We start from the raw sequence: 25,630 nt of genomic DNA on the forward strand, positions 1-25,630 counted from the left end.
TCGTGCAGTCCGCCGCTCCTGTTCTTCCGATGCCGGTTGGCGACCGCGTGACCTGTGCCGGGAGCGTGGATGTGGGGTTGTTGAACGGCGTGCGCCCGGGCCGGCGGGCCGGCGCGGTACGCGAGACGGGGCCGGGAAGAGCACCTCTCCCGGCCCCGTCCGTCCGCACCTGTCGGCGAACGTCTCTGGGGTGCGGACCGCCGCTACCGCTTCGCGGCCTTGCGGGTGGCCTGCAGCCACTCCTTGTTCATCCCGGTGATGGAGGTGAGCGGGATGCCCTTCGGGCAGGCCGTGGCGCACTCGCCGGCGAGGGTGCAGCCTCCGAAGCCCTCCTCGTCCATCTGCGCCACCATGTCCAGCACCCGGGTCTCGCGCTCGGGGGCGCCCTGCGGCAGCACGTTGAGGTGGTTGATCTTCGCGGAGGTGAAGAGCATCGCCGCGCCGTTGGGGCAGGCCGCGACGCAGGCGCCGCAGCCGATGCACTCGGCGTGCTCGAAGGCGAGGTCCGCGTCCGGCTTGGGCACGGCCGTGGCGTGGGCCTCGGGCGCGGAGCCGGTGGGGGCGGTGACGTAGCCGCCGGCCTGGATGATCCGGTCGAAGGCCGAGCGGTCGACGACCAGGTCCTTCACGACCGGGAAGGCGGACGCCCGCCACGGTTCGACGTCGAGGGTGTCGCCGTCCTTGAAGGACCGCATGTGCAGCTGGCAGGTGGTGGTGCGCTCGGGTCCGTGGGCGTCGCCGTTGATGACGAGCGAGCAGGCGCCGCAGATGCCCTCGCGGCAGTCGTGGTCGAAGGCGACCGGGTCCTCGCCCTTGAGGATGAGTTCCTCGTTGAGGGTGTCGAGCATCTCCAGGAAGGACATGTCGGGGGAGATGCCGTCCACCTCGTACGTGGACATGGCGCCGTCGGCGTCGGCGTTCTTCTGCCGCCAGACGCGCAGGGTGAGCCTCATGCGTAGCTCCGCTGGGTGGGGTAGACGTACTCGAAGACCAGGTCTTCCTTGTGCAGGACGGGAGCCTCGCCGGTGCCGGTGAACTCCCAGGCGGCGGCGTAGGAGAACTCGTCGTCCCTGCGGGCGGCTTCGCCGTCCGGGGTCTGGGACTCCTCGCGGAAGTGGCCGCCGCAGGACTCGGCGCGGTGCAGCGCGTCGAGGCACATCAGCTCGGCGAGCTCCAGGTAGTCGACGACGCGGTTGGCCTTCTCCAGCGACTGGTTGAACTCCTCGCCGGTGCCGGGGACCTTGATGCGCCGCCAGAACTCCTCCCGGATCTGCGGAATGCGCTCGAGCGCCTTGCGCAGTCCGGAGTCGGTCCGCGCCATTCCGCAGAACTCCCACATCAGCTCGCCGAGTTCGCGGTGGAAGGAGTCGGGGGTGCGGTCGCCGTCGACGGCCAGCAGCAGGTTGAGCCGGTCCTCCGTCTCGGCCAGCACCTCCCGCACCACCGGGTGCTCGGCGGTGATCCCGTCCTCGTGCGGGGTGCGGGCCAGGTAGTCGTTGACGGTGGCCGGCAGGACGAAGTAGCCGTCGGCCAGGCCCTGCATCAGCGCGGAGGCGCCGAGCCGGTTGGCGCCGTGGTCGGAGAAGTTGGCCTCGCCGACGGCGAACAGGCCGGGGACGGTGGTCTGGAGGTCGTAGTCGACCCACAGGCCGCCCATCGTGTAGTGCACGGCCGGGTAGATCCGCATGGGCACCCGGTACGGATCCTCGTCGGTGATCCGCTGGTACATGTCGAAGAGGTTGCCGTACTTGGCCTCGACGGCCTTCCGGCCCATCCGTGCGATGGCGTCGGCGAAGTCCAGGTAGACGCCCTGTCCGCCCGGTCCCACTCCCCTGCCCTCGTCGCAGACGTTCTTGGCGGCGCGGGAGGCGATGTCGCGGGGCACGAGGTTGCCGAAGGACGGGTAGATGCGCTCCAGGTAGTAGTCGCGCTCGTCCTCGGGGATCCTGTTCGGCGGCCGGTCGTCGCCCTTGGCCTTCGGCACCCAGATCCGTCCGTCGTTGCGCAGCGACTCGCTCATCAGGGTCAGCTTGGACTGGTGGTCGCCGGTGCGCGGGATGCAGGTGGGGTGGATCTGGGTGAAGCAGGGGTTGGCGAAGTGGGCGCCGCGCCGGTGCGCCCGCCAGATCGCGGTGGCGTTGGAGTTCATGGCGTTCGTCGACAGGTAGAAGACGTTGCCGTAGCCGCCGCTGGCGAGCACGACGGCGTCCGCGAAGTACGTGTCGATCTTCCCGGTGACGAGGTCCCGGGCGACGATGCCGCGGGCCCGGCCGTCGACGACGACCAGGTCGAGCATCTCGGTGCGCGGGTGCATCTCGACGTTGCCGGCCGCGATCTGCCTGCTGAGCGCCTGGTAGGCGCCGAGGAGGAGCTGCTGGCCCGTCTGGCCGCGGGCGTAGAAGGTGCGGGAGACCTGGACGCCGCCGAAGGAGCGGGTGTCGAGCAGTCCGCCGTACTCGCGGGCGAAGGGCACGCCCTGGGCGACGCACTGGTCGATGATCTCGACGGAGATCTGCGCCAGGCGGTGGACGTTGGACTCGCGGGAGCGGAAGTCGCCGCCCTTGACGGTGTCGTAGAACAGGCGGTGGACCGAGTCGCCGTCGTTGCGGTAGTTCTTCGCCGCGTTGATGCCGCCCTGCGCGGCGATGGAGTGGGCGCGGCGCGGGGAGTCCTGGTAGCAGAACTGGACGACGCGGTAGCCCTGTTCGGCGAGGGTGGCGCCGGCGGAGCCGCCCGCGAGACCCGTGCCGACGACGATCACGGTCTTGCGCCGCCGGTTGGCGGGGTTGACCAGTCCGGCCTCGAAACGGCGCTTGTCCCAGCGCTCGTGGACCGGTCCCGCGGGGGCCTTGGTGTCGGCGACCGGCTCACCGGTCGTGTAAGCGGTGTAGGAAGTCATGGTCAGCTCACCACTCCGGTCATGACGCCCACGGGGACGGCGAGGAAGCCGGCCGTGAGCAGCAGCGCGAGGGCATTGGCGATGGTCTTGAGGGCGCGGTCACGGGTGCGGCTGCCGACGCCGAGGGTCTGGGCGGCGCTCCAGAAGCCGTGCCGGATGTGCAGTCCGACGGCGAGCATCGCGACGATGTAGATGACGTTGCCGTACCAGGTGGAGAAGGTGTCCACGACGTTCTGGTAGGGCTTGCCGGACTCGAAGCCGCCGGAGTGCACGGTGCCGGTGGTCAGGTCGAGCAGGTGCCAGACGATGAACAGGGCGAGGATGACGCCGCCCCAGCGCATGGTGCGGGTGGCGTAGCTCGCCCGCGGCTTCCGGTGCACGTACTTGCTGGGGCGGGCCCTGATGTCGCGGCGGCTGAGCTGGTAGGCGGAGACGGCGTGCGCGACCACGGCGGCGACGAGCACCACGCGGACGACCCAGAGCGTCCACTCGTAGTGCATGAACGGCTCGCCGACGGTGCGCAGCCAGTGGGCGTAGTGGTTGAACTCGCCGGCCCCGAAGAAGATCTTCAGGTTCCCGGTCATGTGGGCGACGAGATACAGCAGCATGATCAGGCCGCTGACCGCCATCACTGTCTTCTTGCCGACGGTCGAGTCCCACACGGTGCGTGCCAGGGACGGCCGTCGGTCCGTCCGCGTTGCCTGAGCCATGTCTCCAGACGCTAGGGCCGGAGGACCCCATCGGTCCAAGACATGGTCCGGCTCGTTTCGATAGGGCCCGCCTATGATGGCAGCATGCAGTTCCAGCAGCTCCAGTACTTCGTGGCCGTCGCCGAGACCCGGCACTTCACCCGGGCCGCGGATCTGGTCCATGTCGCACAGCCGTCGCTGTCGCAGCAGATCAAGGCGCTGGAGCGGGAGCTGGGGGCCGATCTGTTCCGGCGGGCGCGCGGGAACATCACGCTGACCGACGCGGGCGAGGCGCTGCTGCCGCTGGCCCGGCGGATCCTCGCCGACGCGGACACCGCCCGGCACGAGGTGCAGGAGGTCGCGCAGCTGCGCAGCGGCCGGGTGCGGCTGGGCGCCACACCGAGCCTGTGCACCGGCCTGCTGCCGGACGTGCTGCGCGCCTTCCACGACCGCTACCCGGGCGTCCGGCTGCTGGTCGAGGAGGGCGGCTCCCACGACCTCGTACGGGGGCTGGCCCGCGGGGCGCTGGACCTCGCCCTGGTGGTGCTGCCGCTGCCGACGCCCTCCCCCGCGCTCACCACGGTGGAACTGCTGCGCGAGGACCTCGTGGTGGTCTCCTCCCCGGACGCCCCGAGGCCGGGGCGGGGGCGGCGCGCGGTGCGCATCGCCGATCTGGAGGGCGAGCGCCTGGTGATGTTCCGGCACGGCTACGACCTGCGCGAGCTGACCGTGACGGCGTGCCGGGCGGAGGGCTTCGAGCCGGAGTTCGCGGTGGAGGGCGGGGAGATGGACGCGGTGCTGGGCTTCGTGCGGGCGGGCATCGGGACGGCCGTGGTGCCGAGGATGGTGGCCGCCCGCTCCGGCCACGGCCTGCGCGTCACCCCGCTGGCCCGGCCGGGCCTGCACCGCACCATCGCCCTGGCCCACCGCAGCGACGTGGCACCGCCGCGGGCGGCCCGGGAGCTGCAGCGGATGCTGCTGGAGAGATGAGCCGCGCTACGGCACGACGGTGACCGGCCACCGGCCGGCCTTGACCAGACGGACCGCGACCGAGCCGACGAACCGGTGGCCGGCCTGCTCGGAGGCGCCCACCACCACCGCGTCCGCCTTGAGGTCGTCGGCCGCCCTCACCAGGCCGTTGTACGGGTCCCCGCGGAACGTGTGGAACTCCCAGCGGATGTCGAAGATGCCCCTGATCCGCTCCATCGCGTCCCTGACGTGCGCCACCAGGTCCTCGGCTATCTCCTCGGTGGTGTCGGCGACCGGCGCGCCGAGCGCCGCCCCCGCGGCCAGCACCGGCTGCACGTACACCAGGGCCAGCAGAGCCCCCTGGCGGCGGGCCAGGCCGGCGGCGTACGCCGCCGCGCGCAGCGAGGAGTCGGAGCCGTCCACGCCGGCCACGATCACCTTCGGGCCGTCCGTGCCCCGTTCGAACCGGTGGGCCTGCTGTTCCGTCACGGCAGCGAGGCTATCGGAGTCCTCCACCCGGGCCGCCACGCGTCCGCCGCGGCCGGTCGCCCCGCACTGCGCCCAAAGGGTGAAATCGTGCCGCCGCACCGGTGTCGCCGATGTGCGTCGGCCCTCCGCGGGGCGAGTGATGAGTCATGCAGAAGGATCAGTTGCTCACCCGGCGCCGGGCCCTCCTGGCCGGCGCGGTCTCCCTGGGCGCGGCCGGTGTGGCCGCGGCATGCACACCGGGCACCGGGAACCGGGCCGCCACCGCGCCGCCGCCGGCCGCGGGCGCCCGGGCGGCCCGCCGTCCGCTGAAGCCCTCCGAGTACCGTCTGAGGCCGCTGACCGGCTACGGCCCGCCGCGCACCGCGCCCGGCGGGACGCCCGTGCGGCGCGAACCGCTGCTGCGCGTGTCCGGGCGCGGCCGCACCATGGTGCTCACCTTCGACGACGGACCCGACCCCCGCTACACCCCGCACATCCTCGACACCCTGGCCCGGTACGAGGTGCGCGCGATGTTCTTCGTGTGCGGCGAGATGGCCTCCTACAACAGGGACCTGGTGTCCCGGATGGCCGACGAGGGGCACGTGGTCGGCAACCACACCTGGTCCCACCCCCTGCTCACCCGGCTGAGGCGGAGCCGGATCCGCTCCGAGATGGAACGCACCAGCGACGTCGTCGAGAAGGCCTGCGGCGATCGCCCCGAGTGGTTCCGCGCACCCTACGGCGCCTGGAACCGCGCCGCCTTCCAGCTCGGCGCCGAGCTGGGCATGGAGCCGCTGGCCTGGACGGTCGACACCCTCGACTGGACCGAGCCCGGCACCCGCACCATCGTCGGCCGGGTGGAGGACGGCGCCGCCCCCGGCGTCGTGGTGCTCTCGCACGACGCCGGGGGCGACCGCTCGCAGAGCGTGCGCGCCCTGCGCTCCTACCTGCCGGAGCTGCTGGACTCCGGATACCACGTCACCGTGCCGCGCCGGCAGTACGTCTGAGCGGTCCCCGCCCGCCCGGACACGGGACCGCTCAGCGGACCTCGACCAGGCGGGTGAAGGCGACCACGTTCCCGTCGTAGCCGTTCTGCTTGGAGAAACCGCCGCCGCAGGTGATGACCCGCAGTTCCGCGCCGCCCTTGGAGGCGTAGACCCGGTCGCCGGGGAAGTCGTTCTTCGCGAAGACCTCGATGCCGTAGATCTCGAACACGGCGGTCTTCCCGTCCCCTCGCGCGATCTCGACGCGGTTGCCCTTCTTCAGCGCCCCGAGCCCGTAGAACACCGCCGGTCCCTGCGCGTTGTCGACATGGCCGACGACGACCGCCGTGCCCTTCTCGCCCGGGGAGACGGCGCCGGTGAACCAGCCGGCCAGGTTCGGGTCCTGGGGCGGCGGCGCGTCCACCCAGCCCTCCGCGTCCAGGCCCACCGGAATCACCGGCGCGTCCACCTGGATCGCCGGGATCCTGACCCGGTCGGCGACCGCGTACGGCAGCGGCCGCACCCCGGCGGCCACGGCGGGGCCCGGCATCCGGGTGTCGGCGGCCGCCGCACCGGCGGGCTGCGGCGGTCCCACGTCGAATTCCCCCGAGCCGTTGCGGATGAGGGCCAGGCCGGTGAGGAGGACCAGCGCTATCACGCCCCACGGGGCGCGTTTCCTCCGCGGCGCCTCCCATTCTGCTTCGGCCGGCTCGAAAGCAGACATCGGACTTCCCCTCTCGACACGGCCGTCGCCGTACCACTCGCGCATGACCAGAACGCTAAGTGCCGCACGCGCGACGGGCGACGGGACGGCGGCGAACGGGTGGCTCCCGCGCGTCCGGGTGCGCCATCCGGGGCGGTACCGGACGAAGATTTTCTGACGGTCCGTGACCTGCGGTGATATCCCCGCGCACGGCGACACGCCCAGGGGTGGCCTCACCGGGACGGACCATTCCCGAAATGCGGGTGCGGGCAGGGCAACTGAGGGTCTTTCCGGGAGGCGCTTTCTCGCCGATCGACCGGGAACGGGACCCGGGGCGCCTTCCGCGGAGGATCACATGCGCAATCCACGTGCCCTGGCGGCCGCCGGCGCCGCGGCCGCCGTCCTCGGGCTCACCGCCCCCGTGGCGGTGGCCGACGGCGGCCGGGTGCCCAACCCGTCCAACATCGTCGCCCTGCCGAGTGTCATCGCCCGGGGCGGCCAGCTGACCATCACGGTCGACGGCTGCCCCCACGGCGGCACGGCGACCTCCAACGCCTTCCCCAGAACGAATCTGACGCCCATCAACGGCGCGAACGACACCTCGAAGGGCACCGCCACCATCGACGCCGACGCCCGGCCCGGTCCCTACGACATCACGGTCCACTGCTCCGGACGGAGCCTGACCCGTCCGGCGGCCTTCACCGTCATCGGGGGCGTGCGCGGCGGCATCGGCGGCAGCAGCACCAGTGGGGCGACCCCGACCGACGTCGCCATCGGCGGCGCCCTGGTGGCCGCCGCGGCCGTCGGCGGCGGTGTCTTCTGGATGCGCCGCCGCGCCGAGAAGCGGATCTGAACCGCTGTCCCCTTCCGGCCGCTGTTCCGTAGGTGTTCGACCGCGGTTCGCCCCGGGTCCGGCGGGACCCGGGGCGTACCGCTGCCCCCGGGCGGTCTCAGCCCCCGGCGTGCGGGAAGAGCCGCAGGAACGGCTCCGCCGAGGCGGCGAGGCCCCGGCTGTAGGGGGCGTCGAAGTCCCAGATGAGGAAGAGCAGGAAGGCGATCAGCGCGGAGAACAGCCCGGCGAGGACCATCTCGCGGCCGGTGCGCCGGATCTGCAGCGCGAAGATCATCCCGATGGTGATGACGGCCCCGGCGATCAGCCCGAACCACACCACGCCCGGCATGGTCTCCCCGGTCGACTCGGACCGTGCGCTGCGCGCCTGGTCGGCGGCGGCCACCTGGTCCACGAGCGGCTGGTAGGCCTGCGCCTCGAAGTCCGTGCGCGGCTCGTAGTCGGTGACGTCGTGGCGGACGCGGTCGAGCAGTTCGGTGCCGCGCGCGGTCACCCGCCCGTCGTCGGCCATGGCCCGCCACTCGGTGGTGACGACGTGTCCGACATAGGCGTTGACATCGTCCCGGATCCGGTCACGCGCCTCGGCGGGGTAGACCCGCACCCGCTCGGAGATCTCGTGGAGTGCCACCGCCTCCGCCCTGACGTGCTCCTGGGCGGCGCTGCGTCCCTCCCAGACGCCGGCGATGGCGAGTCCCAGGACGATGGCGTACACCACACCGATCCACATCGTCATGTACTCGATGACGTCCGGGGTCTCGCTGGGATCCTCGTCGTCGGCCGCCCTGCGGTGCCGTACCAGGGTGATGACCACCACGACGACACAGGCGGCGAGCATCGCGAGGGTGAGAACAAGCCATTCCGGCAAGAGGTGCCTCCAGAAGGGATCGGACCGGGTTCAGCGCGGGCGCAGCGCGGCGACGGCGACCACGGCGGGCAGCGTGATGAGCAGGACGAAGGTGAGGGGCGACGTGGCGCCGCCTGCGGTACGCCGGACGGGGGCGGCCGCGCGGTGGCGCGGGTAGCGCACGGGCGTCACGGACGGACGCGGCGACGGGGTGGCCGACGGCGCCGGGGCGGGCGGCGGGGGCGGCGCGGGGCGTGGCGGCGGGGTGGGAGCCGGGGCCGGCCGGGCGGGGGGCGGCACCGGACGGGCCGCGGGCGGCGGCGGTTCGGGCTCCTGGGTGGGGCGCGGCTTCGGCGGCGGGGTCGGCGTGGGCTCGGGCGGCGGAGGGGGCGTGGGAGTGGGAGTCGGGGTGGGAGTCGGGGTGGGCGTGGGAGTGGGAGTGGGTGTGGGCGTGGGTGTGGGCGACGGTGACGGCGGTGCGCAGGGCGGGGGATCGCTCCAGGTGAGGCTCCCGGCGACGGCCACCGCCTCCGTGCCGCCCGGTCCCGTCGAGGCGTACGCACAGGCGTCGGCCGCCGCCGTGCCGGATGCGCCGGCGAGCGCCCAGATCAGCGCCGTCACGGCCAACGCGCGGGTGGCGACACGGGATTGGGTCGTTACGAGTACGTGCACGACGAGGATCATGAGTCGTGAACCGCCCGGTCACGCCCGGGAACCGGGTGAATGCCCCGAAGGAGTTAACAAAAGAAATCCTGGCCCCCGTTGAACACGACCCGTGCCCTCATGCGTACACATCGTCGAGCGGCGGCACAGCAGGGCGCTGCAACACCCTGGCGATGATGTGGAGTTGACCATGAAGACCTCCTGGCGAACCGCCTCGATGGTGGCGAGCGCCGCGGCGGTGCTGGCCCTGACAACGGCGTGCGGACAGGAGACCGCGCCGCCCGCCACCGGCCAGAACGTGGGCGCCACGGCCGCGGCCGGGGACTACGGCACCATCGGCAGCGGTGCGGGACAGGCGGGCGGCGCGCAGGCGTCGGCGAGCCCTTCCGGCACGGCGGGCGAGCTGAACGTCTCCACCAACGCGGAGCTGGGCAAGGTGGTCACCGACAACCTCGGTCTGACCCTGTACCGCTTCGACCAGGACACCGCCGAGCCGCCCGCGACCAACTGCGAGGACGACTGCGCGAAGACCTGGCCGCCGGTGCCCGCCGACGACGCGACGGCCGGCGAGGGCATCGACAAGGCGCTGCTCGGATCGGTCACCCGGGCCGACGGCTCCAAGCAGCTCACCGTCGGCGGCTGGCCCGCCTACCGCTACGTCAAGGACGTCAACGCCGGTGACGTCAAGGGACAGGGCGTGGGCGGCAAGTGGTACGCGCTGACCCCCGAGGGCAAGAAGGCGCAGACGGCCGACCGGCCCGGACTGGCCACCCGCGAGGACGCGAAGCTGGGCGAGATCGTCGTCGACAAGGACGGCATGACGGTCTACCGCTTCATGAAGGACGAGGCCTGGCCGAAGCCCGTGTCGGCGTGCACCGGCGCGTGCCTGGAGAAGTGGCCGGCGGTGTCACCGGTCGACTTCGCGGACACCGAGGGCATCCAGAAGAAGGGCTACATGACCTTCACCCGCCCGGACGGGGCCGACCAGCAGACGATCAACTGCTGGCCGATCTACACCTTCGCCGGCGACAAGGCGCCCGGCGACACCAACGGCCAGGGCGTGGGCGGCACGTGGTACGCCGTGCGGCCCGACGGAAAGCCGGTCGGCGCGACGGAGAAATAACCACCTCCCCAGGGTGTCGTCCGCTCCGGACGCCGCCGGCCCGTGTCCGCCCCTCCGCGTCCCGCGGTGGGGCGGACCGTTTTGCCGTGATTCACCGCGACCCATGGAATTGCCGGCGCTCTCCTCCGCCTGCTTCCCGGCGTGCCGGAACTCTCCGGAATGCCGTGGACACCATTTGTCACCTTGTGCGGCGGCGTCGAATAGGCACGTGCCACTGGCAGTGACCGGGAACGGATGGTCAATTTCCGTTTGGGGTCGCTCCTTTGGCGGGCGATCAGTAGCCTCTGCTCGAACACCGGATCGCCTACGCCTTGGAGAGAGACATGGAGCGTCCCGCCTGGGCGCCGCGGAGCATCGACATCACGGTGCCCAGCGTCTCCCGGATGTACGACTACTACCTGGGCGGTTCGCACAACTTCGAGGTCGACCGGGAAGCGGCCCGCAGGGCCATGGAGTTCATGCCGGGACTGCCCAAGATCATGCAGGCGAACCGTGCCTTCATGCGGCGGGCGGTGCGTTTCGCGGCCGGTGAGGGAATCACCCAGTTCCTGGACATCGGTTCCGGCATCCCGACATTCGGGAACGTTCACGAAGTGGCGCAGAAGGCCTCCCCGGAGGCACGGGTGATGTACGTCGACCACGACCCGGTGGCCGTGGCGCACAGCCAGGCCGTCCTGCGCGGCAACGACCGCGCGGACATCGTCGCCGCGGACCTCCGCAAGCCGCGGGAGATCCTGAACAGCCCCGAGCTGCGGGGGCTGATCGACCTGAATCGGCCAGTGGCACTGCTCCTCGTTGCCATACTGCACTTCGTGGAAGACGCGGACGACCCTTACGCGGCGGTGGCCGAACTGCGCCAGGCCCTGGCGCCCGGCAGCATGCTCGTGCTCACCCACGCCTCGTACGAGGGGATCCCGCTGCCGCCGGAGCGGGCGGAGGGCGCGGTGGACGTGTACCAGGACATTCGCAACCCGCTGATCATGCGCACGCGCGACGAGATCGCGCGGTTCTTCGAGGGGTACGACATGGTGGAACCCGGACTGGTGCCGATGCCCGAGTGGCGGCCCGACACCGCACCGGAGGACGAGGATCCCTACGCGTTCTCCGGTGTCGCGGGCGTGGGGCGTACCGCGTGAGCGCGGAGCCGGACGGGCCGGAGGACAGACTGCGCCGGTTCGCGACGATCTGGAGCCGGGCCGTCTTCCCGGTGACCTCGACGTCGTCGACCCGCCCCGAGTTCGAGGAGCAGCTGCTGCCGCCGGCCCGGATGCTGAGCGAGGCGCTGCGGGCCCGGGCGTTCGACGCGGACGCGGGGCGGGCGGTCGGGGCCGCGCTGGTGGAGGCGCACTGCACCGATCCGGAGGCGCTCAGCCGGACCCTGGACTGCGTGGACGCCTATCTCGTCCTGTACTGCGGCGGGGACGGCGACCGGGAGGACCTGCGGGCGCGCTCCGCGCGGCTCCAGCACGCCATGGCCGCCGGTTTCGCGCAGGCGCTGCGCGCGCGGACGCTGGCCGAGCAGGAGGCCATCGCGCAGGCCGCGCTGGAGGCCCAGGGTGTGGTGGCACAGGCGCTGCACGCCACCGAGGCGCGGTTCCGCGCGGTGTTCGAAGGCGCGGCGATAGGCATCGGCATCGCCGATCTGCAGGGCAACGTCCTCCAGGTCAACGGCGCGCTGCGGCGCATGTTCGGGCTGACCGAGCAGAGCATGCGGGGCCGCAACGTCAAGGAGTGGACGCACCCCGACGACGCCCCGCAGACCTGGCGGCTCTACGACGAGCTGGTGCACGGGGACCGCGAGCACTATCACCTCGAGAAGGCCTTCTACCGTCCGGACGGCACGGTCCTGTGGACCAATCTCACGGTCTCCCTACTGCGCGATCCCGACGGCGACCCGCAGTACCAGCTCGCCCTCATGGAGGACACCACCGAGCGGCGGCTGCTCAACCTGCGGCTGCGGTACGAGGCGACGCACGACGCGCTCACCGGGCTGCCCAACCGGACGTTCTTCTTCGAGCGGCTGGAGAAGGCGCTCGGCGCCGGAGCGGGCCAGCGGTTCGGGCTGTGCTACCTCGACCTGGACGGCTTCAAGACCGTCAACGACAGCCTCGGTCACGCGGCCGGCGACCGGATGCTGGTCGAGGTCGCCGACCGGCTGCAGGCCTGCGCCACCGCGCCGGGTGAGCTGGTGGCCCGCCTCGGCGGCGACGAGTTCGTGGCACTGACCACCGGGCCCGACACCGAGCGCACGGTCGACGAGCTGGCCGGCCGCATCATGAACGCGCTGCTCGCCCCGATCAGCGTGGACGGCCGGGAGCTGACCGTGCGCGGCAGCATCGGCATCGTCGAGGGGCCGGCCGGGGAGCGCAGCGCGGCGGAGGTGCTGCGCAGCGCCGACATCACGATGTACCGGGCCAAGTCGGCGGGCGGCAACCGGTTCGAGCTCGCCGACCCGGAGGCCGACGCCCGCGCCATCACCCGGCACGGGCTCACCACCGCGCTGCCCACGGCCCTGGACCGGGGCGAGTTCTTCATCGAGTACCAGCCGCTGGTGCACCTCGGCGACGGCAGCGTACGGGGTGCGGAGGCGCTGGTGCGCTGGCTGCACCCGCAGCACGGGGTGCTCTCCCCGGACCGCTTCATCCCGCTCGCCGAACACACGGGGCTGATCGTCCCGCTGGGCCGCTGGGTGCTGGAGCAGTCGGTACGGCAGGCCCGTGAGTGGCGGGACCGGCACGGGGGCGCGGAAGCGCTCGGCCCGCTGCGCATCAACGTGAACCTGTCGCCCTGTCAGCTCACCCACCCCGGCCTCGTCCAGGACACCGTCGAGATCCTGGAGCGCACCGGGATGGAGCCGGACGCGCTGTGCCTGGAGGTGACGGAGTCGGCGCTCATCGGCGCGGACGACGACCTGCTGAAGCCGCTGCGCCGGCTGGCGGAGATGGGCGTGGACATCGCGCTGGACGACTTCGGCACCGGCTACTCCAACCTGGCCAACCTGCGCCGGCTCCCGGTGAGCGTCCTGAAGCTGGACCGCTCGTTCACCCAGAGCATGCAGCGGTTCCCGGCCGACCCCGTCGACCTGAAGATCGTCGAGGGGATCGTCTCCCTGGCCCACAGCCTCGACCTCGCGGTCACGGTGGAGGGCGTGGAGACGGGCGCCCAGGCCGAACAGCTGCGCATCCTCGGCTGCGACACGGCCCAGGGCTGGTACTACGCCCGCCCGGGCCCGCCGGACCGCCTGCACGACCTCGCCCTGGTGGACGCGACGGGCTGAAACCCGGGTGGGGAGGGCGGGGCGCCGTGCGATCATGCGCCGATGACCGATGAGACGGACGCGGACGCGGTGAACGAGGCGATCGAGCGCGAACTGCGCCTGCTGTCCCCCGCCGTACGGTCCTCCCGCACCGAGACCGCCCGCCTCCTGGACCCCGAGTTCACGGAGGTGGGCGCGTCCGGCCGGCGCTACACGTACGCGGAGATGCTCGCCGAGCTGTCCGGCCACCCGGGCGGCGGCGCCGGCGGCCCGGTGTACGAACCGTCGGGGATCACCGGCGTCCTCCTCGCCCCCGGCCTCGTACACCTCACCTACGAGACGGTCCTCGACGGGCACCGGGCCCGCCGCTGCTCCCTGTGGCGCAGGCGGGACGAGGAGTCCGGCCGGCGCATGTACTACCACCAGGGAACGCCGGTGCCGCCGGGCACCGCCTGACCGCCCGCGCGCGCGGCGTGCGCGGTCCTCACTCCCCCATCACGAGCCCGTCCCGCGCGGCGCCCCGGCTCAGCACCACGGTCCGGATGCGGTCGCGCACGGCCCGCACCTCGGCGCCCCGGGCGAGCGCCTGGTTGAGGTTGACCACCCGTCCGGCGTCCACGTCGAAGAACTGCGGGACGAACTCCGCCCGGGTCACCTCCCAGCGCCCGCCGGGGCGCTTCGGCGGGGCGAAGGTGAAGCGGCCCAGGGTGGACTCGTTGCCGCGGGCGTCCTGTACGCCCTCGTGGTTGGTCATCTCACCGGCGATCTGGTCGCCCATGCCGTAGATGACCCAGGTGCCGTTGACCTTCTCGTAGGCCTGCGGGACATGGGCGTGGGTGCCGAGGATCAGGTCGATGTCGGGGCGGCCCCCGGTGGCCGAGGCGGTGAGCGAGCGGGCCAGCGCGGTCTGCAGCTCGTCGGGGGTCTCCTGCCATTCGGTGCCCCAGTGCAGGGAGACGACGACCACATCGGCCCCGGCCCTCCTGGCGGCCCGCGAGTCGGCGACGATCCCCGCCTCGTCGGCGAGGGAGACGGCCCAGGGCTGGTCCGGGGGCAGCGGGAGGCCGTTGGTGTCGTAGGTGTAGGCGAGGTGGGCGACCCGTGCGGTACCCGCGCGCAGCACGGTCGTCGTGCGGGCCTCGGCCTCGGTGCGCGCCGAGCCGGCATGGCGTACACCGACCCGGTCGAGGGCGTCCAGGGTGCGGCGGATGCCGTCGGCGCCGTCGTCCAGGGAGTGGTTGGAGGCGGTGGAGCAGCCGTCGTAGCCGGTGGCGGCGAGGCCGGCGGCCACCTCGGGCGGGGACCTGAAGAGGGGGTAGCCGGTGTAGTCGCCGTCCGCGCCGTACACCGTCTCCATGTGGCACAGGGCCACGTCGGCGGGGTCGACGACGGAGCGGATGCCGGAGAGCATCGGCCGGAAGTCGTAGCCGCTGCCGCCGGCGTCGTAACGGGCGCGTTCGATGATCGAGTCGTGGGGCAGCACGTCCCCCGAGGCGACCAGGGTGAAGCCCCGGGGGCCCGTGGCGGAAGGGGCCGGACGCCCCGGTTCCGCCGGTCGGTGGGCGCGGGCCTGACAGGCGGCGCCCGCGGCGAGGACGACGGTCAGGGCCAGGGCCACCTGCCGACTGCGTGCGATCATCACTTCACCCCGCTGTAGTCGTATTTGTGGATAAACAGGTAAGAAGCCGCATGCCGCCGGTTGCCGTTACGACACGCCTTTTAGGCCGACCGGCGTGCGCGAACCGCCGTGTCGACCGTTCGTCGAACCGTTCGTCGACGCGATCGACCGTCCGCCGCACGCTCCTGTGCACGCCCTGTCCCCGAGTGACGCGGTGCGCTGCCATACGGCCATGACGGCCGGAATCACACTCACGAACGGGACGACCGCCGAGCACGAGCTCGCCGCACTGCAGCGCGAGCACGGCAGGCCCCTCTTCGCGCTGCTGCTCCGGCTCTGCGACGGGGACCGGCAGCGCGCGGAGGATCTGGTCCAGGAGACGCTGGTGCGCGCCTGGCAGCACCCCGAGGCCCTGCGCGCCGAGCACTTCGACTCCGTACGGCCCTGGCTGCTCACCGTGGCGCGAAGGCTCGCCATCGACGCGCGACGGGCCCGGCAGGCGCGGCCCGCCGAGGTCGGCGACGCCGTCCTGGAGAACGCCCGGGTGATCTCCGACCACGCGGAGCGGGCCGCGGCCGCACTCGACGTCCGGAAGGCTGTGAAGACACTCACTCCCGAGCACCGTGAAGTCCTGGTGCTCGTGTACTTCCAGGGGGCCAGTGTGGCGGAAGCCGCGACGGCCCTCGGCATCCCGCCCGGTACCGTGAAGTCGCGCGCGTACTACGCGCTGCGCGCCCTGCGCCGGGTGCTTCCCGGATACGCCTCCGACATGCGGTGAAACCGCCCGTCGGGTCAAGCCTCCGTAAAGCGCCTTGCCGACGACCCCCGTTGAGTAATCGGCTGTCCTCATCCGTGTTCCGGACCGGGGGGCCCGGGTTCGGGCGACGCGCACGCACCGGAGGAAGGCAGGAAGGGATGCTGCACAGAGGTCGAGAGAGCACGGACGGCACCGGCGACGGTGAACTGACCGTCCCCATGGCGTGGTTGTACGCCGAGTACATCGCCGACGAGCTGCTGCGCAGCGGCGACCTGATGCCGCCGACGTCGTTCGAGTTCCGCGCCGGGCGGGACGCGCTGGCGCTGACCGTCTTCCTGTCCGACACCGACGGCGAGCTGTCCGGCATCCGGGTGGTCACCCAGCTGGAGACCTGGCTGTCGCTCACCGCCTACGACCAGCCGTGGCAGGAGTGGGTGCAGGGGCGGCTGAGGGACCTGTCCCCGGCGGTCACCGGCCGGGACGCCCCCGATCCGGATCTGGAGCTGGCCCGGGAGGCCTGGCGCTGGCTGCGCGAGACGGAGCTGCTGGCACCCGATCTGAACGCGGTGCCGGGCGGCGGCGCGGCGGCCGGTGAGGACGAGGGACCGAAGGTGTGGACACCGGCGTGGCAGCTGGGGCTGCCGCTCGGCCACCTCGCCATCCATCTTTTTTAGGTCAGCCGGAAATCCGACCAATCCGCGGGCCGGAGGGCTCCGAATCCCTTGGTTACGATTCGGCACGGTGCTTGAGTGATTCGGCTGCCTGGTGCGTACCGGTGGGAGCAAGGAGTAACCCCACCCGCACCCAACGGCACGAGGATTCGGCATGAGGTCCCTGGAGAGGCATCGCGACGTCGGCGCCTACGCGCTCGGTGTGCTGGACGAGGCGGATGCCTTCCGTTTCGAGGACCACCTCATGGAGTGCCCCCAGTGCGCCCTCCAGGTGACCGAATTCGGTCCCGCGGCACGCCAGTTGATGCTGTACCGGAGCTCCACCCCGCGCCTGGTGCACCCACTGGCCAAGCCGGGTCCGAGGATGCTGGACCGGCTGCTGGCGCAGGTGGCGGCGCGCCGCCGCGCGGGGCGCCGGCGGCTGCTGCTGGCGCTGGCCGCCTCGGTGGTGGCCGCGGTGTGCGCGCCGGCCCTCGCGGTGACGGCGCGGGACGACGGCGGAAGCGCCGTGAGCATCACGGCGACCGACGAGCGGTCCGGGGTGTGGGCACAGGTGACCACGGCGGACGAGGCCTGGGGCAGCGCCATGGAGATCGAGGTCAAGGACGGCGCCGGTCCCCGGACCTGCCGCCTGGTGGTGGTCGGCCTGGACGGCTCCGAGGAGACGGTGACCAGCTGGAGCGTGCCCCGCCACGACGCCCGCCCCAACACGGTCCTCGGCGGCTCCGCCATGCACCCCGAGGACATCGCCCGCTACGAGGTGCGCACCGCCGAGGGCGAGAGCCTGGTGACGCTGGAGCCGCGGTGAGGCCGCACGGCCGGGTGCTCACTTCAGCAGCCGGGAGAGCCTCCGGTCGGCCAGCGGCTTGCCGCCCGTCTGGCAGGTCGGGCAGTACTGCAGCGAGGAGTCGCTGAAGGAGACCTCGCGGACGGTGTCCCCGCACACCGGGCAGGGCTCACCGGTACGGCCGTGGACCCTGAGGCCGCTCTTCTTCTCCGCCTTGAGCCGCCCGGCCGCGACCCCGCGGGAGCGCTCCACCGCCTCGGTGAGGGTGCCGCGCAGCGCCTCGTACAGCCGGGTGGTCTCCTCCGGGGTGAGGGAGGCGGCCAGTTTGAACGGGGACATGCGGGCCGCGTGCAGGATCTCGTCGCTGTAGGCGTTCCCGACGCCCGCGATCAGGCCCTGGTCCCGCAGCGCGCCCTTGAGCCGGCGGCGTTCGCCGGAGAGGAGCTCCGCCAGCCGCCGCTCGTCGAAGTCACCGGCCAGCGGGTCGGGGCCGAGCCGGGCGACGCCCGGCACCTCCGCCGGGTCCGCCACCACGTACACCGCGAGCCGCTTCTGGGTGCCGGCCTCCGTGAGGTCGAAGCCGGCGCCGGTCTCCAGCGCCACCCGCAGGGCGAGCGGGCCCCTGCCGGGGCGGGGCGGGCCGCTGGGCAGGCGGTCCTTCCACTGCAGCCAGCCGGCGCGGGCCAGATGGGTGACGAAGTACGGTCCGCCGTCCGTCTCCAGGCCGAGGAACTTGCCGTACCGGTGCACGGCGATGACCTCGCGGCCCTCCAGGGCCGTGAGCGGCGGGTCGTAGGTCTTCAGGACGCTGATCGCCACGGGCAGCACGCGCACGATCTCGTGGCCGACGAGGTGCTCGGAGAGGAAGTCCCTGAGCGCCTCGACCTCGGGCAGTTCCGGCATACGTCCAGAGTGCCATCCGCCGGCCGGACACCGCGGCCGGCGCGGTTCAGACCGGGTCGGGTTCCTTCTCCACCACGAACTCGCACCACACGCACTTGCCGCCGCCGCGTGCCTCCACGCCCCAGACGTCGGTCAGCGTCTCGATCAGGAGCAGGCCCCGCCCGGAGACGCCCGACTCCCCGGCCTCCCTGCGGCGCGGCAGGGCGCTGGAGGTGTCCTCGACCTCCACCCGCACGCGCGGCTCGCCGCCGGTGAGGGCCCTGAGGGTGACGACCGCGGCGCCCTCGGTGTGCATCAGCACGTTGGTGATCATCTCGTCGGCGACCAGTTCGATCTCGTCGGCCCGGTCCCCCGCGCCCCAGGCCCCCACCGCCGTACGGATCATGCGCCGGGCCCCGGCGAGGGCCTCGGGATCGCCCGGTGTCACCCGCTGCCGGAGCCGGCCGCCGGGCCGCTGGCTGTCCAGGACGCGGCGGCGCAGCACGAGCAGCGCCACGTCGTCGTCGCCGCCGCGTTCCTCGGCCACGTCGATGAGCCGGTCGGCGAGCTCCCGTACGTCGTCGGGCCCTTCGGCGATCAGCGCGGACAGGGTCTCGATGCCGTCGTCGACGTCGGAACCGGGCCGCTCGACGAGTCCGTCGGTGCACAGCAGCAGCGTCTCGCCGGGGTCGAGCTCTATCGTGCCGACCGGGTAGTCGAGCCGCCCGAACTCCGCGGACAGGCCGAGCGGCAGCCCGCCGGGGACGCAGACCCGCCGGCAGAAGCCGTCGGCGCGGCGCACCAGCGGGTCGAGGTGACCGGCCCGGACGATCTGGAGCAGGCCGGTGGACAGGTCGGCCTCGGCGTAGAGGCAGGTGGCGGAGCGGTCGGTGTCGAGCTCGTCCAGGAAGACGGAGGCCCGGGCCATCACGGTGGCCGGCGGGTGGCCCTCGGCGGCGTAGGCGCGCAGCACGATGCGCAGCTGGCCCATGACGGCGGCGGCGTGCGTGTCGTGCCCCTGGACGTCGCCGATGACGGCGCCCACCCGGCCGCCGGGCAGCGGGATCAGGTCGTACCAGTCGCCGCCGATGTCCCGGCCGAGGGAGCCGCCGATGGTCGCGGCGCGGTAGCGGACGGCGAGGTCGGCGCCGGGCACGCTGGGGATGGTGCGCGGCAGCATCGCCTGCTGCAGTTTCTGCGCGAGGTCCATCTCCTGCTCGTAGAACATCGCGCGCTGCAGGCTCTGCGCGATGCTGCTGCCGAGGGCGACGAGGATGTTGCGTTCGTCGGCGGTGAAGCCGCGCCGGTCGCTGTAGAGCAGGCCCATGCCCCCGATCGGGCGGCCCTGGACGATGAGCGGCAGATAGGCGGCCGAGGTGATGTGCAGTCCGGTGATGCCCTCCCAGAGCCCCGGATAGCGGTCGGCGAAGTCCTCCGGGGACTCGATGAAGCGCGGGCTGAGCGTGCGCACCGCCTCGCTCATCGGGTAGGGCTCGTCGATCCGGGTGACGTCGGTGCCCGGCACGAAGCTGCCTTCGGGGCCCTCGGCGACGAGCCGGATCCGGCCGGCCTCGACCAGGCCCATCACCAGGCTGGTGGCGCCCAGATGGGTGAGGCCGTGGGTGTCCTTCAGGGCGTCGATGACCTCCCGCACCGTGCGGGCGTGGGCGAGGGCGGCGGTGGTGAGCTGGACGATGTTGGTCTGCCGGCGGCGGGCGTTCCCCTGCGCGGCCTGCTCCCGCCGGGCCTCGGCGTCGTCGAGCTCCTGGGTGGCGTCGCGGACGATGCCGATGACGCGGTGGGGCCGGCCGGTGTCGTCCCGGCGGATGTAGCCCTGGGTGTGGGTCCAGCGCATGGAGCCGTCGCGGCGGCGGACGCGGAAGTAGGCGCCGTAGTTCTCCCTGCCGTCCTTGAGCGCCTGGGAGACGGTGGCGTCCAGCCGCAGGGCCTCCGCGGGCGGTATCCGCACCGACAGGGTCGTGGGGCAGTCGTCGTACTCGTCCGGGCGCACGTCGAAGATCTCGTGCGCCTGGGCGTCCATCTGCATCACCCCGGCGTCCAGATCCCAGTCGAAGCTCCCCATGCGGTTGAGCACCAGGATCGGATCCGGGTGGTCCGGCCAGTCGTCCGGGAGTGACAGGGGGTGCGCTCCCCGATCAGCCATGGGCCCACCTTGCCAGCATTCACGCGATTCTTCGACCGCTGGGCGGGTTCTGCACGCTTCCCCCACGTGGGTTGCCCGGCCCGCCCGGTGGTATACGGAGAGTCACGGGGTCCGGCGGGGCGAGGCAGGAGGGAGCGTACGGCCGTGGAGTGGTTCACCGCGTCCGACTACTGGCTGAGCCGGTTGGTCTTCCAGCGGGCGCTGGCCGCGCTGTACCTGGTCGCGTTCCTGACGGCGGCGCTGCAGTTCCGGGCGCTGATCGGGGAGCGCGGGATGCTGCCGGTGCCGCGTTTCGTGGAGCGGGTGCCGTTCCGCAGTTCGCCGAGCCTGTTCCAGTGGCACTACTCGGACCGGTTCTTCGCCGGCTGCGCCTGGACGGGCTGCGCGGTGTCGGCGGCGCTGGCCGCGGGGGTGGACTCACTGCTTCCGCTGTGGGGCGGGATGCTGCTGTGGCTGGTGCCGTGGGCGCTGTACCTGTCGGTCGTCAACGTCGGGCAGACCTGGTACGCGTTCGGCTGGGAGTCGCTGCTCCTCGAGGTCGGCTTCCTCGCGGTGTTCCTCGGCAACGACGAGGTGGCGCCGCCGGTCGTGGTGCTGTTCCTGCTGCGGTGGATCCTGTTCCGGGTGGAGTTCGGGGCGGGGCTGATCAAGCTGCGGGGCGACGAGTGCTGGCGGAAGCTGACCTGTCTGGACCACCATCACGAGACGCAGCCGATGCCGGGGCCGCTGAGCTGGTTCTTCCACCACCTGCCGAAGCCGCTGCACCGGGTCGAGGTGGCCGCGAACCATGTCACCCAGCTCGTGGTGCCGTTCCTGCTGTTCGCCCCGCAGCCGGTCGCGACGGCCGCGGCCGCGCTGATGATCGTGACCCAGTTGTGGCTGGTGCTGTCCGGGAACTTCGCGTGGCTGAACTGGATCACGATCGTGCTGGCCCTGCCGGTGGTGGTGTTCCCCGCCGAACCGCCAGCGGTGCCCGGCGCGCCGCTGTGGTACGTGGTCGTCGTCCTCGCGGTGTGCGCGGTGCTGCTCGGCCTCAGCCATCGGCCGGTGCGCAACATGGTCTCCCGCCGCCAGGTGATGAACCGCTCCTTCGACCCGCTGCACCTGGTCAACACGTACGGGGCGTTCGGCAGCGTCAGCCGGATCCGCTACGAGGTGGTCGTCGAGGGCACGGCGGACGAGTCGCCCCGGAAGGACTCCGACTGGCGGGAGTACGAGTTCAAGGGCAAGCCGGGTGATCCGCGGCGCTGGCCGCGCCAGTTCGCGCCGTACCATCTGCGGCTCGACTGGCTGATGTGGTTCGCCGCGCTGTCGCCCGCGTACGCCGGTCCGTGGTTCGGCGCGCTGGTGGAGCGGCTGCTGGAGAACGACCGGGACACGCTGAGGCTGCTGCGCCGCTCCCCCTTCCCGCCGGACGCGCCGCCCCGGCACATCCGCGCCCGTCTCTTCCGCTACCGGTACACGACCTGGCGGGAGCTGCGGGAGACGGGCGCGTGCTGGGAGCGGACGTATGTGCGGGAGTTCCTGCCGCCCACGCGGCTGACGGGGGCGGCTCGGCGGCCGTAGCCGCGCGGGGTGCGGCCGTCAGTTCCGCTTCAGCCGCAGCGTCATCAGCTCGAAGGGCCGCAGCCGTACGGTGATCCGGTCGCCGTCGAGCGGGGGTGCCTCGGTGTCCGCCAGCGGGCGTTCCAGCAGGTCGGTCACCTCGATGCCGGTGGCGGCGAAACCGGTGGTGAGCGTGGCGCGGGCCCGGGCGCCGTGCGCCTCGTGGAAACGGACGACGACGTCGCCGCTGCCGTCGTCGGCCAGTTTCACCGCCGTGACCACGACGGCGTCCCGGTCCGCCGTCACCAGCGGGGCGACCTCGCCCGCCCCGGTGCGGCGGCGCTCGGGCAGATTGACCCGCCAGCCCTCGCGCACCGCGTCGCCGATGGACGCGCCCGGCACCAGCGCGTGCCGGAAGCGGTGCACGCCCTGGTCGGTCTCCGGGTCGGGGAAGCGCGGGGCGCGCAGCAGGGAGACCCGGACCGTGGTGGTGGTGCCGCGGTCGCCGTCGGCGCGGACCGTGCGGGTCACGTCGTGGCCGTACGTGGAGTCGTTGACGACCGCCACGCCCCAGTCCGGCTCCTGGAGGTGGACGAAGCGGTGGTTGCACGCCTCGAACTTGGCGGCCTCCCAGGAGGTGTTGGTGTGGGTGGGCCGGAAGAAGTGCCCGAACTGCGTCTCGGACGCGTAGCGTTCGGCGTGCAGGTCGAGGGGGAAGGCGAGCTTGAGGAACTTCTCCGTCTCGTGCCAGTCGACCTCGGTGTCCACCACGAGCCGCCGCTCCCCCGGCGGCAGCGACAGCACCTGGACGGCGCGGGAGCTGCCGAAGGAGCGGACGATCCGCACGGAGGCGCCGTCCGCCCCCGCCGCGACCTCGTCCGCGTCGGTCAGATCGGTGACGGTGTTGCGGTAGAACTCGTCGACGTCCCAGGCGTCCCACATGTTCGGCAGGTCCGGGTGGAGCTGGAGCAGGTTTCCGGCCCGGCCGGGGGCGATGGTCTCGCGGTCGGCCTCGACGTCGTGGACGGAGACCAGCAGGCCGTTCCCGTCGATCTCCGCCCGCAGCAGGCCGTTGTCGAGGACGTGCCCGCCGCCGGGGCGCGCGTCGAGGGTGGTTCGGCCCTCGCCGGACGCCGGACGCGCGCCGCCCGCGGGAACGCCCGCACGGGTGTGCGGGGCGGCGTTGAAGACCAGCGGGACCGTGCCCTCGCCGGCCAGGGCGCGCTGGGCGGCGTCGATGACGCCGTCGAGTTCCGCGGCGATCCGGGCGTAGGTGGCGCGGGCCTCGCGGTGCACCCAGGCGATGGAGGAGCCGGGCAGGATGTCGTGGAACTGGTGCAGCAGCACCGTCTTCCAGATCCGGTCCAACTCCTCGTACGGGTAGGCGAATCCGGTGCGCACTGCAGCCGTGGCCGCCCAGAGTTCGGCCTCGCGCAGCAGGTGCTCGCTGCGCCGGTTGCCCTGCTTGGTGCCGGCCTGGCTGGTGAGGGTGGCGCGGTGCAGTTCGAGGTAGAGCTCGCCGACCCAGACGGGCGGCTCGGGGTACTCGGCCTCGGCCTTCGCGAAGAACGCGGACGGCGTCTCCCAGGTGACCGCCGCCGAGCCCTCCAGGTTCCGCAGCCGGGCAGCCCTGGCGACCATCTCGCGGGTGGTGCCGCCGCCTCCGTCGCCCCAGCCGGTGGGCGCGAGGGAGTGGCGGGCGACGCCCTTGTCCTTGAAGTTGCGGACGGCGTGGGCGATCTCGCTGCCCATCATCGAGCAGTTGTAGGTGTCGACGGGCGGGAAGTGGGTGAAGATCCGGGTGCCGTCGACGCCCTCCCAGCGGAAGGTGTGGTGCGGGAAGCTGTTCGTCCGCGACCAGGAGATCTTCTGTGTCAGCAGGTACTTGGTGCCCGCGGCCTTGATGATCTGGGGCAGTCCCGCGGCGAAGCCGAAGGTGTCCGGCAGCCAGGCCTCGTCGTTCTCGATGCCGAACTCGTCCAGGAAGAACCGCTTTCCGTGCACGAACTGCCGGGCCATCGCCTCGGATCCGGGCATGTTGGTGTCCGACTCCACCCACATGCCGCCGGCCGGCACGAACCGCCCGTCGGCCACCGCCTTCTTCACCCGCGCCCACACCTCGGGCCGGTGCTCCTTCACCCACGCCCACTGCTGGGCCTGCGACATGGCGAAGACGAACTCGGGCTCGTCCTCGAGCAGGGCTGTCATGTTGGCGGTGGTGCGGGCGACCTTGCGGACGGTCTCGCGCAGCGGCCACAGCCAGGCCGAGTCGATGTGGGCGTGACCGACGGCGCTGATGCGGTGCGCGGAGGGCACGGCGGGGGCGGACAGCACCGTGGTGAGACAGGAACGGGCCCGTTCCGCGGTGCCGTTGACGTCCTGGAGGTCGACGGCGTCCAGGGCCCGTTCCACCGCGCGGAGGATCTCCCAGCGGCGCGGCGAGTCGGCCGGCAGCTCGGCCATCAGCTCGCCGAGCACCTCGAGGTCGACGACCAGCTGCCACACCGTCTCGTCGAGGACGGCGAGGTCCATGCGGGCGAGCGTGTACAGCGGTTCGCTGCCCGCGGTGTCCCTGTCGCCGAGCGGGGTGGGCCGGAAGGGGTGGTAGCCCATGATGACGGGGTTGGAGGCGGCCTCGATGTGCAGGCGCACCTCCTCGCCGCCCTCGGCGGGCGCGCCGATCCGCACCCACTGGTTGCGCGGGTTGAGGCCCTTCACCGGGGTGCCGTCCGGCCGGTAGACCAGGCCCTCGCACTGGAAGCCCGGCATGTTCTCGTCGAAGCCGAGGTCGAGGACGGCCTCCACGGTCCTGCCCGCCCATGCCTCGGGGACGGTGCCGGTGACCCGGAACCAGCTGGTGCCCCAGGGCGCGCCCCAGCGGGCGCCCACCCGGACGGGCTCGGGTTCGGCCGCCAGGCCCTCGGCGACGGGGACGGGCTCTCCGGGGGCGTGCCAGACCGCGACCTCGAGCGGTACGGACTCGGGGTACACGGCGGGGCGGACGCGCTCGTCGAGGACGCGCTTGAGGCGGGCTTCGACCAGGGTGCGGTCGTCATGCATGCGGGGCGCTCCAGGAGTGAGGGCGGGTGGTCACCAGGGGTACACCTCCCCAGGTGCGCACCCGTTCGAACCAGGGCGCCGTCGAGCGGTCGGTGCCCCGCGGCCGGCGGCGGCGTTGCCCCGGCGGGCCGGGAGGGCCTAGGGTCGCCGGTATGACTGCCGGGTCGGCCGTGGGCCGTACACAGAAGGCGCTCCCGGCCTCGCTCTGAGGCCGCGCCGGGGCGTGGCCCGTGGCCCGCCCCTCCTCTCCGTGTTGCCGTCCCTCATGGAAACCGACACCGGAGACAGAGACCAGCCATGTCCGCAGCACCGCAAGCAGAGTTGAACCACACCGCCGTCTACGCCAGTGACCGCCGGCTCTCCGCCGAGTTCCTCGCGGGGATCCTGGGCCTGGAGGTCGGCGCCCCGTTCGGTCCGTTCCTCCCCGTCGACCTGGGCAACGGCGTGACCCTGGACTACTACGAGAAGCGGGACGAGCCGGTCCAGGGCCAGCACTACGCCTTCCTCGTGCCGGAGGAGAGGTTCGACGCCATGATCGCGCGCCTGACGGCGGCCGGGGTCACCTACTACGCGGACCCCGGCCACACCGAGCCGGGCCGGGTCAACGACCTCTTCGGCGGACGGGGCGCCTACTTCGACGACCCCGACGGCCACAACATGGAGATCATGACCCGGCCCTACGTCCGCCCGTAGGGGCGG

The 25,630-nt window shown here is 72.4% G+C and carries 23 protein-coding genes; 12 read left to right on the forward strand and 11 right to left on the reverse strand.

The window, feature by feature from the left end; translation table 11 throughout:
* Window positions 1-203: 203 nt before the first annotated feature.
* Genes CNQ36_RS03215 through CNQ36_RS03225 form a run of 3 tightly spaced genes read right to left on the reverse strand, consistent with a single transcriptional unit; the run spans window position 204 to window position 3,573 of the window.
* On the reverse strand, window positions 204-953 hold the full coding sequence (locus CNQ36_RS03215) for a succinate dehydrogenase/fumarate reductase iron-sulfur subunit (protein ID WP_121544849.1): 750 nt from the start codon (window positions 951-953) through the stop codon (window positions 204-206).
* Entirely contained in the window at window positions 950-2,899 is a 1,950-nt protein-coding gene (locus CNQ36_RS03220) for a fumarate reductase/succinate dehydrogenase flavoprotein subunit (RefSeq protein WP_121544850.1), read from the reverse strand. Before CNQ36_RS03220 ends, CNQ36_RS03215 begins: the two co-directional genes overlap by 4 nt.
* 2 nt (window positions 2,900-2,901) lie before the next feature.
* Window positions 2,902-3,573, reverse strand: coding sequence for a succinate dehydrogenase (locus CNQ36_RS03225; protein ID WP_163013404.1), 672 nt, complete (start codon window positions 3,571-3,573; stop codon window positions 2,902-2,904).
* A 120-nt stretch (window positions 3,574-3,693) separates the two neighbouring features.
* Between CNQ36_RS03225 and CNQ36_RS03230 the strand changes: the two genes are divergently transcribed.
* Complete coding sequence (locus CNQ36_RS03230; protein ID WP_121544852.1) at window positions 3,694-4,578, forward strand: LysR family transcriptional regulator; 885 nt, start codon at window positions 3,694-3,696, stop codon at window positions 4,576-4,578.
* Window positions 4,579-4,584: 6 nt separating this feature from the next.
* Here the strand turns inward: CNQ36_RS03230 and CNQ36_RS03235 are convergent, their stop codons facing one another.
* Window positions 4,585-5,046, reverse strand: coding sequence for a universal stress protein (locus CNQ36_RS03235; RefSeq protein WP_004935384.1), 462 nt, complete (start codon window positions 5,044-5,046; stop codon window positions 4,585-4,587).
* Between the two features lie 146 nt (window positions 5,047-5,192).
* On the opposite strand from CNQ36_RS03235, the gene CNQ36_RS03240 reads away from it, so the two are divergent.
* Window positions 5,193-6,032, forward strand: coding sequence for a polysaccharide deacetylase family protein (locus CNQ36_RS03240; protein WP_176116343.1), 840 nt, complete (start codon window positions 5,193-5,195; stop codon window positions 6,030-6,032).
* Window positions 6,033-6,063: 31 nt separating this feature from the next.
* On the opposite strand, the gene CNQ36_RS03245 is transcribed toward CNQ36_RS03240, so the two are convergent.
* Window positions 6,064-6,732 (reverse strand): class F sortase, encoded by a 669-nt coding sequence (locus CNQ36_RS03245; RefSeq protein WP_121544853.1) that lies wholly within the window; start codon window positions 6,730-6,732, stop codon window positions 6,064-6,066.
* 334 nt (window positions 6,733-7,066) lie between these two features.
* Between CNQ36_RS03245 and CNQ36_RS03250 the strand changes: the two genes are divergently transcribed.
* Window positions 7,067-7,564, forward strand: a complete 498-nt coding sequence (locus tag CNQ36_RS03250; protein ID WP_004935377.1) for a hypothetical protein — start codon at window positions 7,067-7,069, stop codon at window positions 7,562-7,564.
* Window positions 7,565-7,661: 97 nt separating this feature from the next.
* On the opposite strand, the gene CNQ36_RS03255 is transcribed toward CNQ36_RS03250, so the two are convergent.
* Together CNQ36_RS03255 and CNQ36_RS03260 are read right to left on the reverse strand one after the other, a co-directional pair.
* On the reverse strand, window positions 7,662-8,426 hold the full coding sequence (locus CNQ36_RS03255) for a bestrophin-like domain (protein WP_004935374.1): 765 nt from the start codon (window positions 8,424-8,426) through the stop codon (window positions 7,662-7,664).
* A 30-nt stretch (window positions 8,427-8,456) separates the two neighbouring features.
* The gene (locus CNQ36_RS03260; protein ID WP_206278588.1) at window positions 8,457-9,077 is read right to left on the reverse strand and encodes a hypothetical protein; all 621 of its coding nucleotides are present in this window, start codon (window positions 9,075-9,077) and stop codon (window positions 8,457-8,459) included.
* 181 nt (window positions 9,078-9,258) lie between these two features.
* Here CNQ36_RS03260 and CNQ36_RS03265 point away from each other — a divergent pair, with 181 nt between their 5' ends.
* The 4 genes from CNQ36_RS03265 to CNQ36_RS03280 all read left to right on the forward strand — a co-directional run bounded on the left by CNQ36_RS03265 (window position 9,259) and on the right by CNQ36_RS03280 (window position 13,903).
* Window positions 9,259-10,191, forward strand: coding sequence for an SCO0930 family lipoprotein (locus CNQ36_RS03265; protein WP_121544855.1), 933 nt, complete (start codon window positions 9,259-9,261; stop codon window positions 10,189-10,191).
* Between the two features lie 323 nt (window positions 10,192-10,514).
* Window positions 10,515-11,327, forward strand: coding sequence for an SAM-dependent methyltransferase (locus CNQ36_RS03270; protein WP_121544856.1), 813 nt, complete (start codon window positions 10,515-10,517; stop codon window positions 11,325-11,327).
* A complete protein-coding gene (locus CNQ36_RS03275; RefSeq protein ID WP_004935365.1) occupies window positions 11,324-13,468 on the forward strand; it encodes a putative bifunctional diguanylate cyclase/phosphodiesterase in 2,145 nt (714 codons plus the stop codon). Before CNQ36_RS03270 ends, CNQ36_RS03275 begins: the two co-directional genes overlap by 4 nt.
* A 42-nt stretch (window positions 13,469-13,510) precedes the next feature.
* A complete protein-coding gene (locus tag CNQ36_RS03280) occupies window positions 13,511-13,903 on the forward strand; it encodes a nuclear transport factor 2 family protein (protein WP_121544857.1) in 393 nt (130 codons plus the stop codon).
* A 28-nt stretch (window positions 13,904-13,931) separates the two neighbouring features.
* Here CNQ36_RS03280 and CNQ36_RS03285 read toward each other — a convergent pair whose 3' ends face one another.
* Window positions 13,932-15,086 carry a CapA family protein gene (locus CNQ36_RS03285; protein ID WP_121544858.1) on the reverse strand — a complete coding sequence of 385 codons (1,155 nt, stop codon included), beginning with the start codon at window positions 15,084-15,086 and terminating at the stop codon, window positions 13,932-13,934.
* A 211-nt stretch (window positions 15,087-15,297) separates the two neighbouring features.
* Between CNQ36_RS03285 and CNQ36_RS03290 the strand changes: the two genes are divergently transcribed.
* The 3 genes from CNQ36_RS03290 to CNQ36_RS03300 all read left to right on the forward strand — a co-directional run bounded on the left by CNQ36_RS03290 (window position 15,298) and on the right by CNQ36_RS03300 (window position 17,301).
* A complete protein-coding gene (locus tag CNQ36_RS03290) occupies window positions 15,298-15,843 on the forward strand; it encodes a sigma-70 family RNA polymerase sigma factor (RefSeq protein WP_040907917.1) in 546 nt (181 codons plus the stop codon).
* 137 nt (window positions 15,844-15,980) lie between these two features.
* Complete coding sequence (locus CNQ36_RS03295) at window positions 15,981-16,496, forward strand: hypothetical protein (protein ID WP_121544859.1); 516 nt, start codon at window positions 15,981-15,983, stop codon at window positions 16,494-16,496.
* A gap of 151 nt (window positions 16,497-16,647) precedes the next feature.
* Window positions 16,648-17,301, forward strand: coding sequence for a zf-HC2 domain-containing protein (locus CNQ36_RS03300; RefSeq protein ID WP_004935355.1), 654 nt, complete (start codon window positions 16,648-16,650; stop codon window positions 17,299-17,301).
* Window positions 17,302-17,319: 18 nt separating this feature from the next.
* Here the strand turns inward: CNQ36_RS03300 and CNQ36_RS03305 are convergent, their stop codons facing one another.
* On the reverse strand, window positions 17,320-18,183 hold the full coding sequence (locus CNQ36_RS03305; protein ID WP_121544860.1) for an Fpg/Nei family DNA glycosylase: 864 nt from the start codon (window positions 18,181-18,183) through the stop codon (window positions 17,320-17,322).
* Between the two features lie 46 nt (window positions 18,184-18,229).
* The gene (locus tag CNQ36_RS03310; RefSeq protein WP_121544861.1) at window positions 18,230-20,326 is read right to left on the reverse strand and encodes a SpoIIE family protein phosphatase; all 2,097 of its coding nucleotides are present in this window, start codon (window positions 20,324-20,326) and stop codon (window positions 18,230-18,232) included.
* A gap of 144 nt (window positions 20,327-20,470) precedes the next feature.
* Between CNQ36_RS03310 and CNQ36_RS03315 the strand changes: the two genes are divergently transcribed.
* Window positions 20,471-21,892 carry a lipase maturation factor family protein gene (locus tag CNQ36_RS03315; protein WP_004935347.1) on the forward strand — a complete coding sequence of 474 codons (1,422 nt, stop codon included), beginning with the start codon at window positions 20,471-20,473 and terminating at the stop codon, window positions 21,890-21,892.
* A gap of 18 nt (window positions 21,893-21,910) precedes the next feature.
* Here CNQ36_RS03315 and CNQ36_RS03320 read toward each other — a convergent pair whose 3' ends face one another.
* Window positions 21,911-24,931: an alpha-mannosidase gene (locus CNQ36_RS03320; RefSeq protein WP_121544862.1), complete on the reverse strand. Its 3,021-nt coding sequence runs from the start codon at window positions 24,929-24,931 to the stop codon at window positions 21,911-21,913.
* A gap of 297 nt (window positions 24,932-25,228) precedes the next feature.
* On the opposite strand from CNQ36_RS03320, the gene CNQ36_RS03325 reads away from it, so the two are divergent.
* Window positions 25,229-25,624, forward strand: coding sequence for a VOC family protein (locus CNQ36_RS03325; protein ID WP_121544863.1), 396 nt, complete (start codon window positions 25,229-25,231; stop codon window positions 25,622-25,624).
* Window positions 25,625-25,630: the final 6 nt, after the last annotated feature.

This window comes from Streptomyces fungicidicus (genome assembly GCF_003665435.1).
Classification (GTDB): Bacteria; Actinomycetota; Actinomycetes; order Streptomycetales; family Streptomycetaceae; genus Streptomyces; species Streptomyces fungicidicus.

Bases quoted from the DNA above. Each gene is read 5' to 3' on its own strand.
- CNQ36_RS03215 (WP_121544849.1), bottom strand. From the start codon at position 953: ATGAGGCTCACCCTGCGCGTCTGGCGGCAGAAGAACGCCGACGCCGAC.
- CNQ36_RS03220 (WP_121544850.1), bottom strand. From the start codon at position 2,899: ATGACTTCCTACACCGCTTACACGACCGGTGAGCCGGTCGCCGACACC.
- CNQ36_RS03230 (WP_121544852.1), top strand. From the start codon at position 3,694: ATGCAGTTCCAGCAGCTCCAGTACTTCGTGGCCGTCGCCGAGACCCGG.
- CNQ36_RS03240 (WP_176116343.1), top strand. From the start codon at position 5,193: ATGCAGAAGGATCAGTTGCTCACCCGGCGCCGGGCCCTCCTGGCCGGC.
- CNQ36_RS03245 (WP_121544853.1), bottom strand. From the start codon at position 6,732: ATGTCTGCTTTCGAGCCGGCCGAAGCAGAATGGGAGGCGCCGCGGAGG.
- CNQ36_RS03250 (WP_004935377.1), top strand. From the start codon at position 7,067: ATGCGCAATCCACGTGCCCTGGCGGCCGCCGGCGCCGCGGCCGCCGTC.
- CNQ36_RS03265 (WP_121544855.1), top strand. From the start codon at position 9,259: ATGAAGACCTCCTGGCGAACCGCCTCGATGGTGGCGAGCGCCGCGGCG.
- CNQ36_RS03270 (WP_121544856.1), top strand. From the start codon at position 10,515: ATGGAGCGTCCCGCCTGGGCGCCGCGGAGCATCGACATCACGGTGCCC.
- CNQ36_RS03280 (WP_121544857.1), top strand. From the start codon at position 13,511: ATGACCGATGAGACGGACGCGGACGCGGTGAACGAGGCGATCGAGCGC.
- CNQ36_RS03285 (WP_121544858.1), bottom strand. From the start codon at position 15,086: ATGATCGCACGCAGTCGGCAGGTGGCCCTGGCCCTGACCGTCGTCCTC.
- CNQ36_RS03290 (WP_040907917.1), top strand. From the start codon at position 15,298: ATGACGGCCGGAATCACACTCACGAACGGGACGACCGCCGAGCACGAG.
- CNQ36_RS03295 (WP_121544859.1), top strand. From the start codon at position 15,981: ATGCTGCACAGAGGTCGAGAGAGCACGGACGGCACCGGCGACGGTGAA.
- CNQ36_RS03300 (WP_004935355.1), top strand. From the start codon at position 16,648: ATGAGGTCCCTGGAGAGGCATCGCGACGTCGGCGCCTACGCGCTCGGT.
- CNQ36_RS03305 (WP_121544860.1), bottom strand. From the start codon at position 18,183: ATGCCGGAACTGCCCGAGGTCGAGGCGCTCAGGGACTTCCTCTCCGAG.
- CNQ36_RS03310 (WP_121544861.1), bottom strand. From the start codon at position 20,326: ATGGCTGATCGGGGAGCGCACCCCCTGTCACTCCCGGACGACTGGCCG.
- CNQ36_RS03320 (WP_121544862.1), bottom strand. From the start codon at position 24,931: ATGCATGACGACCGCACCCTGGTCGAAGCCCGCCTCAAGCGCGTCCTC.
- CNQ36_RS03325 (WP_121544863.1), top strand. From the start codon at position 25,229: ATGTCCGCAGCACCGCAAGCAGAGTTGAACCACACCGCCGTCTACGCC.